We start from the raw sequence: 11,674 nt of genomic DNA on the forward strand, positions 1-11,674 counted from the left end.
CCAGCACCTCAGCGACCGCGAAGTGCGCGACAACATCACGTGGCTGTGTGGTCTGTCACGCGTGGACAACGCGGCGTTGCCGGAAGGACGATGGTCGGACAGCCTGCGCAAGGCCGCGCAGGGTCGCCACGCACCGCTACAAGTACCCGACCGGGCGGGAAATCACCGCGCTCGCACAGTTCCTGGACGCGCGCAGAGCCGGCGCGCGTCCGCCATCGCCCGTGCCGTCAGTGCGCGGGCCGATGGCTTCGCGTGGCGTCGCGTGCGTCCCGTCGTGGCGTTGCCTCTTCCAGCCAGCGTCGCGTCAGCGTCGCGCCATCGCCAGTCGCGACGGCGCCCGCACCCGCGCTCGTCGCTGCCGGCAACGCGGCGCGGTTCGGGATCAGCGGCTGCGAACCGTTGACCCGGATCGGATCGGTCGAATGCTGCTGCTTCCAGTGGCGCAGCAGTTGGCGCAGCGCTTCGGGCGACGCCGTGGACGGCACGGCACCGGCCTGGTTGCGCGCGTTCTCGCCATGGCAGCCGGTGCACGTCCGGATTTCGCCGGCCTGCAGGGTGACCCAGACGCGCTCGCGCACGATCGGCACGCCGGCCGCGTCGGTGCTCTGCCAGGTCAGTGCGCGACTGGCGGGCACGAACGCTGCGGTCGACCCATCCGCGGCGATGCGCACGCTGCCGCTGGGGCCGCCCGTGTTCGTCGGATTGGCAGCGACCGCCATCGGTTGCGCGATCGGCCGGCGGCCACGCTGGTAGATGGATGCGTTGTTGTACGCGCGGATCATGTTCGCCTGCAGGATCTGGTAGTGCGAGACCTCGTAGATCCTGCCGCTGCCGCCGAGGGTCTGCACGCCGCCGGGGACGCGCAGGTTGTAGGGCTGCTGCTTGTCGTCGCGATCGCGCGCGGTCTGGTTGCGGGTGACGATGAGCGCAAGCTGGTTCGCTTTCAGCCAGGCGCGGAACGCGGCTTCGTTGACCTGCTCGCTGGCGAACACCGCCTGTTCCGGCGACGCCATCGGCGTGGTGATGACGGGCGGACGCGCACGCGCCACCACTTCCACCGGCTCGATCTCCCACAGCGCGCCGTTGTAGCTGCGCTGCGTGTCCGGATCCCACCACGTCAGGTTCTTGCTGATGCCGGGGGTGAGCGCCGGGCCGGCTACCAGCATTCCACTGGCGTTCGTCTGCAGCTGGTGCAAGCGCAGCGAGACGCCCGACTGGAAGGACGGGCTGCTCGTGTAGCTGGCGACCATGTGGCCGCTGCTCATCGGCAACGGATTGCGGAAACGGCCACCCGCCAGGTTGCCGCTGCCGTCGGCCGCCGGCGATGCGTCCACGATTTCCATCTGCTCCGCGTTGAGGGTGGGCGCACCGGTGATGCGGACGATCTGGTTGGTGCCGCCGGTGGCGAACTCGCGCGTGTAGATGGCGTAGTAGCTGCCGGGCACGGTCGGGTCTTCGCGTACCTGGAACAGCCCGCCGTCCATGCGGATGTATTTCTTGTTGGCGATCAGCGCGGTGTTGGAGTAGTCAGACAGGGCGCTGTCGGTGGAGAACGACTTCGGCAGATAACCGAACGACAGTTCCTGGCGGCCGATGTGGTTGAGCGTGAGCTCCTCGGTGCCGTCCTGGTTCATCTGCCACGGCGTGAACAGGTTGTAGGTGAAGCCGTTGACCTGCCCGTACGCGCTGCTCATGCCCGATCGCGATTCGGGGAATGTCTCCGGCTGCAGGCCGATGCTGGCCGCGCCCGAAGCTTCGCTGGCGACGTCGTAAGCGCCGTAGGTGCCGGCATCGGCCTGCTGGTCGCGCTGCAGGTGGTCCCAGCGGATGAAGATCACCCGGCCATAGCGGTCGATGCTTGGGGAGAACGCACCGCTCGGTGCATGGTTGAGCAGGCGCACCTGTCCATTCGATGGATCGAGCTGCCAGATTCCGGTGATGGTCGGCGTGCTCTCGTACTCATCGAGCTGCGGATACAGATGGGCTTCGCCCCCGCGCGGACGATCCGAGGTGAACAGGATGCGGTCCTGGCTGTCGTAGATCGGCGACACGTTGTTGTAGTCCGCCGGCTGGTTCGCGACCTTGGTGATGGTGGCGGTCTGGCCCTGTCCCAGGCCGGTAACCTCGTACAGCTGCCACTTCGCGGTGGGGTGCACGTAACGTTGCGGCGGTCCGCCGACCACCATGCTGAAGATCGCCTTGGTGCCGTTCCAGTGCACGGCGGGTTCGCGCACCGCGATGGCATTGGCGCCCTGCTGGCCTTCCATGCCGAAGCCGGCTTCCTTCGTCAGGTTGCGCAGCGTGCCGTCGGGGTAGCGGATCATGAGGTCGCCGCCGCGCGGCAGGGCGAGCATGCTGGGCAGATGGTTGGCGAAGGTCGACATGCGGCTGGCGAACGGATCGCCCGCCATCGGCACCTGCGTCACGAACAGGATCGGGTTGGGTACCGCGGTGGTCGGGACGGCGGCGGCCATCACGCGCGCAGGCTGCGCTGCAGGAGAGGACGAAGGCATCGCAGCCGCCCGGGCGGTAGCCTTGGTAGCGGAAGCTGGTGTTTCCGGGCCGCAGCCGGTGAGCAGGACGGACAGTGCGAACAGGACCAGCAGCGGCTGGCGCAGGGAAAGGGGAAAAACAGGCATCCGGTCGACTCGCGCAAAAATGGAGTGCCGTCCGCTGCGCAGACAAGTGACGTGCACGGATCTCGCGCGCATCGGCCTTGCTGCTTGCATCCCCCTGTGGACGCCGCCCGACTTTACACGAGCCGCGCGCGTGCGCGCCGCCGCCGCATCGTCCAACCATGACCGGCATCCCACAACGCCGTCGGCCCGGGTGGCGGCACGTTAAGCTTGGCGCCCGCCCACGCATCGCGTTCCGCATGTCGCTCGACGCACGTCCGCTCGCCATCGCCATCATGGGCCCGACCGCCTCGGGCAAGACCGCGTTCGCGCTCGACGTGGCGGCGCGTGTCGGCGGCGAGATCGTCAGCGTGGATTCGGCGCTCGTGTATCGCGGCCTGGATATCGGCGCGGCGAAACCCACGCCCGCCGAACAGGCGCGCGTCCCTCATCATCTGCTGGACGTGCGCGACCCCTGGCAGGCGTACTCGGCCGCCGAGTTCGCCGACGATGCCCGGCGCGCGCTCGACGACATCGCCGCACGGGGTCGACTGCCGATCCTGGCCGGCGGTACGGGGCTCTACTTCCAGGCGCTGCTCGAGGGGCTGGCCGCGATGCCGGCCGCCGATGCCGGCGTGCGCGCCGACATCACCGCCCAGGCGCAGGCATGCGGCTGGCCGGCCCTGCATGCCGAGCTGGCGAAGGTCGATCCTGCCGCGGCGGCGCGCATCCACACCACCGATCCGCAGCGCATCCAGCGCGCGCTGGAGGTGTATCGCCTGACCGGCAGGCCGATCAGCGACCTCCAGAACGCCGCGCGCGGCGCCCGCCTGCCGTTCCGCGTGCTGAAGCTGGTGCTGGCCCCCGCCGACCGCGCGGTGCTGCACGCGCGCATCGCGCGACGCTTCGACCTGATGCTCGACGCCGGCTTCCTCGATGAAGTCCACCGCCTGCGCGCGCTGCCCGGCATGCAGGCCGTGGCCGCGCCGCTCGATCTGCCGGCGGTGCGCGCGGTGGGCTATCGCCAGGCCTGGGAGTTCCTCGACGGGCAGGGCACGGCCGCCGACTTCCGCGAGCGTGCCATCGCCGCCACCCGCCAGCTCGCCAAGCGGCAGCTGACCTGGCTGCGCGGGGAGCGGGATGTCCGCTGGTTCGATCCCGCCACCGATCGCGCCCGGCTGGACGAGGCGCTGGCCCTGTTCCTGCCGGCATCGTGAGCCATCCGGGCCACATTGTCCGGAATTGGGACCCGTTGCCGCACTTGGCGGCGCCCCGCCGGGCCGATGTTGTGTAACATCGGGTCTTCCGGGCGGCAGGGGAGCTGTTCGCCGGCCCGGTACGGCAGCACCCAACTAACTATAAGAACGCAAGGCGGGAGTACGTCATGTCCAAGGGGCAATCCCTGCAGGATCCTTTCCTGAATGCACTGCGGCGCGAGCGCGTCCCGGTGTCGGTCTACCTGGTCAACGGCATCAAGCTGCAGGGCACCATCGAATCCTTCGACCAGTTCGTGGTCCTGCTGCGCAACACGGTCAGCCAGATGGTCTACAAGCACGCCATCTCCACCGTGGTGCCGGCGCGCAACGTGCGCGTGGGCCCGGGCGGCGGCTACGTGCAGCAGGGTGACGAGGACGCGGACGGCGGCGACGACGAAACCGCGTGATAATGCGTGCCTCGATTGAAGAGGCACGACCCCATTGTTTGAAAGATCCCGCAAGGGCGAGCATGCGCTGCTGATCCAGCCGTATGCCGGCGGCCGTCCCGACGACGGCCTCACCGAGGAATTCAGCGACCTGGCCCGCTCGGCCGGAGCGACCGTCGCCGCGCTGCTGACCGCCCGCATCGACCGTCCCAATCCGTCCACGCTGATCGGCAGCGGCAAGCTGGAAGAAGTGAAGGCGGCCGCCGACGCGACCGGCGCCGACCTGGTGCTGGTGAATTTCCCGCTGTCGCCGGGCCAGGAACGCAACCTGGAAAAACTGCTTCAGCGCCGCGTGCTCGACCGTACCGGGCTGATCCTGGACATCTTCGCCCAGCGCGCGCGCAGCCACGAAGGCAAGCTGCAGGTGGAACTGGCGCAGCTGCGCCACATGGCCACGCGCCTGGTGCGCGGCTGGACCCACCTGGAACGCCAGCGTGGCGGCTCCATCGGCCTGCGCGGCCCTGGCGAAACCCAGCTGGAAACCGACCGCCGCCTGCTGCAGAAGCGCGTCGAGCAACTGCAGAAGCGGCTGGAAAAAGTCGAAGTGCAGCGCACCCAGATGCGCCGCGCCCGCGTGCGTAGCGAACTGCCGCGCGTGGCCCTGGTGGGCTACACCAACGCCGGCAAGTCCACGCTGTTCAACGTGCTGACCGGCGCCGAGGCCTACGCGGCCGACCAGCTGTTCGCCACGCTCGATCCCACGGTGCGCCGCATCGACCTGCCCGGCGGCGCCGTGGTGCTGGCCGACACGGTGGGCTTCGTGCGCGACCTGCCGCACGAACTCGTCGCCGCGTTCCGCTCCACCCTGAGCGAGGCGCGCGAAGCCGACCTGCTGCTGCACGTCATCGACGCTGCCGATCCGCACCGCGAGGAACGCATCGCCCAGGTCGACGAGGTGCTGCAGGAGATCGGCGCCGGCGACCTGCCGCAGATGCTGGTGTTCAACAAGATCGACCGCATCGAGGGTGCCGCCCCGCGCCACGACCAGCCCGATCCGGGCGTCGACGAAGGCGACGCGCCCAGTGCCGGCATGGGCCGCGAGCGCGTCTGGCTGTCGGCCCGCGACGGGCAGGGCATCGACCTGCTGCGCGGCGCGCTGGCGCAACGGCTGGGCTTCCAGCGCGTGCGCGGCGAACTCCACCTGCCCGCGAACTCCGCCCGCCTGCGCTCGCGCCTGCATGCCCTGGGTGCCGTGCTGGCCGAGGATTTCGAAGAGAACGGCTGGCGCGTCACCGTCGACCTGGCCCTGGCGGATGCCCAGCGGCTGGCCTCGCAGGCCGGCGGGCATCCGCTGGAGGCGCTGCTGCCGCAGGGGGAGCGGGAAGACTGGCAGTAGGTAGGCGCCCTGGGTTGTTGTGGGAGCGACGTAAGTCGCGAATGGGGTGTGATTGGACCCAGGTAGGTCGGTAAAGCCATCGCGACTTACGTCGCTCCCACGACATGCCGCTCGCCCCATGACCTCCCGGCCTTGCCTCCCGGCCGCGCCGTCCCTATCTAGTAGAATCGAAACCTGCGCCGGCCCCGGCCGCGCGAATCTTTCAGAATGGAGTGGGCATGGCCTGGAACACCCCTGGCAGTGGCGGCGGATCTGGCAACAACGGCAACCGGAACAGCAACTGGAAGCCGCGCAACCCGCAGGGAGGCGGTGGCATCGGCGACGTGGTCGACCGCCTGCGTGGCCTGTTCGGTGGCGTCGGCGGCGGGGGCAATCCGCTGCGCTGGGTGCTGGTCGGCGTCGGCCTGCTGGTGCTGTTCTCCAGCTTCCAGCTGATCGGCGAACAGGACCGTGGCGTCGTGCTGCGCCTGGGCAAGTACAACCGCACCATGCAGCCGGGCCCGAACTTCAAATTCCCCTGGCCGATCGAAAGCGTCACCAAGGTCAACGCCACCGGCGTGCGCACCTTCAGCAACAGCCTGCCGGTGCTGACGCGCGACGAGAACATCATCACCGTCTCGTTCAACGTCCAGTACCGCGTCGGCGACCCGCAGCTGTTCCTGTTCGGCACCACCGACGCCACCCGCGTGCTGGAGCAGACCGCGCAGAGCGCCGTGCGCGAAGTCATCGGCCGTTCCGACCTGGACGCCGCCCTCAACAACCGTGGCCCGCTGTCGGCCACCGCCGGGACCGCGCTACAGGCCTCGCTGGAGGCCTATCGCACCGGCCTGGTCGTCACCGAACTGAGCCTGCAGGACGCGCGTCCGCCGGAAGCCGTCAAGCCGGCCTTCGACGAAGTCAACAGCGCGCAGCAGGAAAACGAACGTGTCATCAGCCAGGCCCGCGCGTATGCGGCCAAGGTCGTGCCCGAGGCCCGCGGTAATGCGCAGCAGGTCCGTACCCAGGCCGAGGGCTACAAGACCGCCGCCATCGCCCGCGCGACCGGTGACGCGACCCGCTTCAGCCTGCTGCTGGACGAGTACCGCAACGCGCCGGAAGTCACCCGCAAGCGCCTGTGGCTGGATACCGTGCAGCAGGTGCTGGCCGGCAACCGCAAGGTGGTCGGCGGCGACAGCCGCCAGCTGATCTACGTGCCGATGGGCAACGCGCCGGCGACGACGCAGCCGCCGGCCGGTGTCATCCCGACCGAGGTGCTGCCGCAGGTCGAAAGCACCCCGTCCAGTTCCCGCAATTCGGCGCGCACGCCACGCCCGGCCGGCCGTGAGGAGGCGCAGCCATGAAGAATTCCCTGATCGTCGGCATCGTCGTGGCGGTGCTGCTGGGCCTGATGGGCTCGGTGTTCGTGGTGCGCGAAGGGCAGGTGGGCCTGGTGCTCAACCTGGGCCGCGTGGTGCGCAGCGAGATCGGCCCCGGCCTGCACTTCAAGCTGCCGCTGGTGGAAACCGCGCGCGTGTTCGATCGCCGCTTCACCGCCAATGAGTTCCCGCCGGAACGTTCGCTCACTTCCGAGCGCAAGGACGTCAGCGTCGACTTCATCGCCATCGGTTTCATCGTCAACGCGGCGGACTTCTACCGTGCGACCGGCGGCCAGGCCGAGCTGGCCACCGAACGCCTGGCGCCGATCATCAAGGAGTCGCTGCGCAACGAGATCAACTCGCGCACGCTGACCCAGCTGGTGTCGGGCAACCGCAATGAACTGATCGAGAAGCAGCTGCCCGCCATCAACGCCGGTGCCAAGAACCTCGGCATGCAGGTCGTGGACATCCGCTTCAAGCAGATCGACCTGCCCACCGACAGTGAAGTCATCGACCAGGTCTACAACCGCATGCGCGCGGAACGCTCGCAGGTGGCCAGTGCACTGCGTGCGCAGGGTGCCGAGCAGGCGACGATCGTCGAAGCACAGGCCAACCGCGATGTCGCCGTGCTGCTGGCCGAGGCCGAACGCGATGCGCAGAAGCTGCGCGGTGAAGGCGACGCCGAAGCCGCCCGCATCTACGGCGAAGCCGCCAGCCGCGACGCCTCTTTCTATGCGTTCCAGCGCAGCCTGGAGGCCTACCGCGCCTCGTTCAAGGACGGGCAGGGCGTGGTCGTGCTGGACAAGGACGATCCCTTCCTCCAGTACATGAAGAGCGACCGCTGAGGTCACCCACCGGCCGCCCCAGGGCGGCCGGTCCCGTTTCGCCCCCCCTCTTGCCGTGTCCCGCGCCCGCGCGGGGCAGGAGTCCGTCCATGTCCGACCTCTGGTCCGCCCTGTGCCTCGTCGCCATCCTCGAAGGCCTGGTGCTGTTCGCCATCCCCGCCAGCTGGAAGCGCGCCGCCCTGCAGCTGTTGCAGATGAGCGATGGCCAGGTGCGCGCGGTGGGCGGATTCATCCTGATCTTCGGATTGACGTTTTTGTGGGTGTTGAAGCGCTGAGGCGTGGGAGTCGTTTGCTGACGGAAGCGCGCCCCTCATCCGGCCTTCGGCCACCTTCTCCCTGCTGCGCAGGGAGAAGGGAGCAATAACGGCTTCGCTTTTTCCTTCCCCCCGCTTCGTAAGGAGGAGGGAGCAATCAGGGCTTCGCTGTTTCCTTCTCCCCGCGTGCGGGGAGAAGGTGCCCGGAGGGCGGATGAGGGGCGAGCGCGGTAAGGATCGCCACCAGCACTGCCTCCGTCTCGCGCAGCACGTCATCGTTCCAGAATCGCAGCACCTCAAACCCCTCACGCTTGAGGTGCGCCGTACGCGTGCGGTCGTACTGCTCCTGTTTGAGATGCTGGCTCCCGTCCAGTTCGACCACCAGCCCCGCTTCCAGGCAGACGAAGTCGGCGAAGTAGGGCCCGATCCGGTGCTGCCTTCTGAACTTCCAACCCTGCAGGCGACGGTTCCGCAGTCGCCACCACAGGGCGTGTTCGGCGTCGGTCTGTTCGTGCCGAAGGCGGCGTTCGCGTTCGTGGTCCAACGTGCTGCGCATGGGTGGCCTCCGAGGGTGTGGAGACAGCGTCCGCGACACCCGGGGGTCGATGGGATCGGGGAAGGGCGTGCACGCGGATAGGAAAGCGCCCCTCATCCGCCCCCTGGGCACCTTCTCCCCGCTTCGCAGGGAGAAGGAAAAGCTGGGCGTCTGGCGTCTCCTTCTCCCCGCCTGGGGAGAAGGGGCCCGAAGGCCGGATGAGGGGCCGCTCTTCGCGCCATGCCTGAACCGGCGAGGCGATTCCCACCAGGGTAGCCCCCGTCCCCTTAAACCCGGATAATGCACAAAAGCCGGACGGGCTCCCTGCGTGGGAAGACCGCCGGCTTTTTCCGTGTCTGGGCCCGGCGTGGCGGGCGGCTCCCCGATGGAGCCTGCCGGCGGCAACGGCGCCGTGGACCAGCACGACCCTTCCGGCGGCCCCGATGGCCGCCAACAATCGAGGAGTTACCCGTCATGGGTCAGTCAGTCGTCGTTCTCGGCGCCCAGTGGGGCGATGAAGGCAAGGGCAAGATCGTCGATCTGCTCACCGAGGAAATCGGTGCCGTCGTCCGTTTCCAGGGCGGCCACAATGCCGGCCACACCCTGGTCATCGGTGGCAAGAAGACCGTTCTCCACCTGATTCCGTCCGGCATCCTGCGCCCCGACGCGCTGTGCCTGATCGGCAACGGCGTGGTGCTGTCGCCCGCCGCGTTGATCAAGGAAATCGACGAACTGGAATCGGCCGGCGTGGAAGTGCGCTCGCGCCTGAAGATCTCCCCGGCCACGCCGCTGATCATGCCGTACCACATCGCCCTGGATCAGGCGCGCGAGAAGGCTGCCGGCGGCAAGGCCATCGGCACCACCGGCCGCGGCATCGGCCCGGCGTACGAAGACAAGGTGGCGCGTCGCGGCATCCGCGTGGCCGACCTGCATTACCCCAAGCAGCTGGAAGAACTGCTGCGCACCGCGCTGGACTACCACAACTTCGTGCTGACCAAGTACCTGGGCGTGGACGCCGTCGATTTCCAGAAGACCTATGACGAAGCGCTCGCCTTCGGCGAGTACGTGCAGCCGATGAAGTCCGACGTGGCCGGCATCCTGCACGACCTGCGCAAGCAGGGTAAGCGCGTGCTGTTCGAAGGCGCGCAGGGCGCGCTGCTCGACATCGACCACGGCACCTATCCCTACGTCACCAGCTCCAACACCACCGTCGGCGGCGCGTTCGCCGGCACCGGCGTGGGCGCGGACGCGATCGACTACGTGCTGGGCATCTGCAAGGCCTACGCCACGCGCGTGGGCGGCGGTCCGTTCCCGACCGAACTGGACGACGACATCGGCCAGGGCATCCGCGACCGCGGCCAGGAGTACGGCGCCTCCACCGGCCGTCCGCGCCGCTGCGGCTGGATGGACATCGTCGCGCTGAAGCGGGCCGTCGCCATCAACGGCATCTCCGGCCTGTGCATCACCAAGCTCGACGTGCTGGACGGCATGAAGACGCTGAAGATCTGCATCGCCTACGAATACCGCGGCAAGCGCACCGAATACGCGCCGCTGGATGCGGGCGGGTGGGAAGAGTGCACGCCGGTGTACCTGGAGTTCCCGGGCTGGGACGAGAACACCCACGGCATCACCGAGTGGGACAAGCTGCCGCCGGCCGCCCGTGCCTACCTGCGCGCGCTGGAAGAACTGTCCGGCTGCCCGCTCGCCATCGTCAGCACCGGCCCGGACCGCGACCACACCATGGTCCTGCAGGATCCGTTCGCCTGAGGGATGGTTCCTTCTCGCTGCAAGCGGGGACGCGTGCTCTTCCTTCTCCCCGCAAGCGGGGACACGTGCTCTTCCTTCCCCCGCAAGGGGGGAGAAGGTGCCGAAGGCGGATGAGGAGCGAGCGCGATCCCTCCCACTGCAAAGAAAAGCCCCGCACCAGCGGGGCTTTTTCTTGCCTGCGCCCCGTTTCGGCACGCGGCTTGCAACGCCCCTGCTGCCCTAAATCGCGGCCGATCGCGGCCGTTAGATGCATCAGGTGTCGCCCGTAGTCGATGGAGTTGCCCCCATGTACCGCAATGCCGCCCGCGCCGCTGTCATCACCGGCCCCTGGCAAACCCCCGCACCCGCCGCGGCCAAGCCGCGCGCGGTCGAACGCCGCAAGGCCGTGCACGACGCCGACGCACTGCGCGTGGGCCTCACGCCCGCGCAGCTGATGACGCTGGAGGCGATGGAAATCTTCCACTGGCGGCTGGCCTTCGTACGCCGTCCGCTATTCCAGGCACCCATCCCGGTGCTGTTCGACCGCGGCGATACGCGCTACGTGGTCATCGAGGAAGACGGCACCCTCAACGAGAACCCCACGCTCGTCCTGCGCGCCTGATCCCACTCCCTTCTCCCGCGCGTCTCCTTCTCCCCGCCCAGCGGGGAGAAGGTGCCCGAAGGGCGGATGAGGGGCAGTTATTCGCGCTGATCCTTCAGCGCACCTGAACCAACGCCCCCGCATTTCCCAAAACCCTCACGTTCCCTTGCTCCCGGCCGATACAAGGTGACCCCCTGCCGCTCTGGCGGCAGACCTGTTTCCGTTCCACGCCATCAGGAGCCCCCCACCGGATGTCGGATTCGCATCGCCCCCGCACCCCCGCCGAGCCCGAGTCGCCCGGCACCGCCCCCCGCACCCCGGAGCGCCGCAAGGGCGCCCCGACGATGGACGACGCCACCCTGCTGGCCGGCCTCACCCCCGCGCAGCAGGCCACCATCCAAACCATGGAAACCTTCCACTGGCGCCTGAAGTTCGTCCGCCGCCCGCTGTTCAAGACCCCCATCCCCGTGCTGTTCAATCGCGAGGGCGATCGCTATGTGGTGGTCAACGAGGATGGGACGATTGATGAGAACCCGGCGTTGGTGTTGAGGGATTGAGGGGGTGGGAACTCGGCAGATCATGTTGCTGGCATCGGCAAAATGATCCACAGCAGCACTCATCATTCATGCTTCGATCTGGCTATCGCCGCGCTGACCTCGCGAAACGAAAGTGGCGCCGCTTGAAG

General features: G+C 68.4%; 11 protein-coding genes. 9 read left to right on the plus strand and 2 right to left on the minus strand.

Features of this window, described 5'->3' with window-relative positions; all coding sequences use genetic code 11:
* Positions 1–227: 227 nt before the first annotated feature.
* Complete coding sequence (locus tag Q0907_RS03045) at positions 228–2,639, minus strand: hypothetical protein (RefSeq protein ID WP_299341372.1); 2,412 nt, start codon at positions 2,637–2,639, stop codon at positions 228–230.
* A 236-nt stretch (positions 2,640–2,875) separates the two neighbouring features.
* On the opposite strand from Q0907_RS03045, the gene miaA reads away from it, so the two are divergent.
* The 6 genes from miaA to Q0907_RS03075 all read left to right on the plus strand — a co-directional run bounded on the left by miaA (position 2,876) and on the right by Q0907_RS03075 (position 8,128).
* The gene (gene miaA / locus Q0907_RS03050; RefSeq protein WP_299341374.1) at positions 2,876–3,832 is read left to right on the plus strand and encodes a tRNA (adenosine(37)-N6)-dimethylallyltransferase MiaA; all 957 of its coding nucleotides are present in this window, start codon (positions 2,876–2,878) and stop codon (positions 3,830–3,832) included.
* Positions 3,833–3,999: 167 nt separating this feature from the next.
* On the plus strand, positions 4,000–4,278 hold the full coding sequence (gene hfq, locus Q0907_RS03055) for an RNA chaperone Hfq (protein ID WP_055941633.1): 279 nt from the start codon (positions 4,000–4,002) through the stop codon (positions 4,276–4,278).
* A 34-nt stretch (positions 4,279–4,312) separates the two neighbouring features.
* On the plus strand, positions 4,313–5,653 hold the full coding sequence (hflX, locus tag Q0907_RS03060; protein ID WP_296280775.1) for a ribosome rescue GTPase HflX: 1,341 nt from the start codon (positions 4,313–4,315) through the stop codon (positions 5,651–5,653).
* Positions 5,654–5,871: 218 nt separating this feature from the next.
* Positions 5,872–6,993, plus strand: coding sequence for an FtsH protease activity modulator HflK (hflK, locus tag Q0907_RS03065; RefSeq protein ID WP_299341377.1), 1,122 nt, complete (start codon positions 5,872–5,874; stop codon positions 6,991–6,993).
* Positions 6,990–7,853, plus strand: a complete 864-nt coding sequence (hflC, locus tag Q0907_RS03070; protein ID WP_299341380.1) for a protease modulator HflC — start codon at positions 6,990–6,992, stop codon at positions 7,851–7,853. The genes hflK and hflC overlap by 4 nt, the downstream gene beginning before the upstream one ends.
* 89 nt (positions 7,854–7,942) lie before the next feature.
* Entirely contained in the window at positions 7,943–8,128 is a 186-nt protein-coding gene (locus Q0907_RS03075) for a DUF2065 family protein (RefSeq protein WP_299341383.1), read from the plus strand.
* A gap of 136 nt (positions 8,129–8,264) precedes the next feature.
* Here Q0907_RS03075 and Q0907_RS03080 read toward each other — a convergent pair whose 3' ends face one another.
* The gene (locus tag Q0907_RS03080) at positions 8,265–8,663 is read right to left on the minus strand and encodes a DUF559 domain-containing protein (RefSeq protein ID WP_299341384.1); all 399 of its coding nucleotides are present in this window, start codon (positions 8,661–8,663) and stop codon (positions 8,265–8,267) included.
* 453 nt (positions 8,664–9,116) lie between these two features.
* Here Q0907_RS03080 and Q0907_RS03085 point away from each other — a divergent pair, with 453 nt between their 5' ends.
* From Q0907_RS03085 to Q0907_RS03095, 3 genes are all read left to right on the plus strand, one after another.
* Entirely contained in the window at positions 9,117–10,409 is a 1,293-nt protein-coding gene (locus Q0907_RS03085; protein ID WP_296280787.1) for an adenylosuccinate synthase, read from the plus strand.
* Between the two features lie 286 nt (positions 10,410–10,695).
* Positions 10,696–11,010 carry a hypothetical protein gene (locus Q0907_RS03090; RefSeq protein ID WP_296280788.1) on the plus strand — a complete coding sequence of 105 codons (315 nt, stop codon included), beginning with the start codon at positions 10,696–10,698 and terminating at the stop codon, positions 11,008–11,010.
* A gap of 230 nt (positions 11,011–11,240) precedes the next feature.
* Positions 11,241–11,546 (plus strand): hypothetical protein, encoded by a 306-nt coding sequence (locus Q0907_RS03095; protein ID WP_299341387.1) that lies wholly within the window; start codon positions 11,241–11,243, stop codon positions 11,544–11,546.
* Positions 11,547–11,674: the final 128 nt, after the last annotated feature.

Origin of the sequence: uncultured Pseudoxanthomonas sp., assembly GCF_947498795.1 — a bacterium.
Taxonomy (GTDB): domain Bacteria; phylum Pseudomonadota; class Gammaproteobacteria; order Xanthomonadales; family Xanthomonadaceae; genus Pseudoxanthomonas_A.